This is a genomic window from Burkholderia sp. Ax-1720 (assembly GCF_011753035.1).
GTDB classification, from domain to species: Bacteria; Pseudomonadota; Gammaproteobacteria; order Burkholderiales; family Burkholderiaceae; genus Burkholderia; species Burkholderia gladioli.
In genome coordinates this window covers 1-561 of the sequence record NZ_VWWK01000474.1, presented here as the reverse complement: position 1 = coordinate 561, position 561 = coordinate 1, and the positions used below count along the sequence as shown (strand labels likewise).

The window sequence follows — 561 nt, the reverse complement described above, 5'->3', positions numbered from 1 at the left end:
CGACGCGATCGTCCTTGCTCACGCCCGCCGCGATCAGCCGATGCGCCAGGCGATTCGCCCGCGCATTGAGTTCGCCGTAGCTCAGGCGCTCGCTCTCGAACTCGACCGCGATCACCTCCGGCATGAGTGCCGCCTGCGCCTCGAAGCGACCGTGCAGCGTACCCTCTTGCTCGTAGCTCGCCTCGGGCTCGTTGGCAGCGCTACGCAACTGCTGCCGCTCCGCGTTCGAAAGCAGATCGCAAAGGCTGTGATCAGCCTGGGCGTCGGCGGCGATCGCCGTCAACGCCGCCACGTAATAAGCGAGGACGCGGCCGCCCTGCCGCGCCGACAGCCGCGACGGGTCGATCTTCATGTCGATCGACAAACCGTCCGAGGTATCGGCGAAGTTGACGGTCATCGCGAAGTTGGTGGCCTCGAAACCCTGCCCGCCGCGTGCCTCGAAGCCGGCTGCCTGCTCCAGCGACTCGTAGACGTGGAAGTTCACGTAGTTGAACGCCACTTCGTAGAGCGCCTGCCGGTCGTTCTCGAGTTGCAGCTGGAAATACGGGTAATGACGATGGC

General features: G+C 65.1%; 1 protein-coding gene. It reads right to left on the bottom strand.

Annotation, left to right across the window (positions count from 1 at the left end):
* On the bottom strand, positions 1–561 hold a 561-nt coding region (locus F3J18_RS37745), incomplete at both ends, for an AMP-binding protein (RefSeq protein ID WP_166917242.1).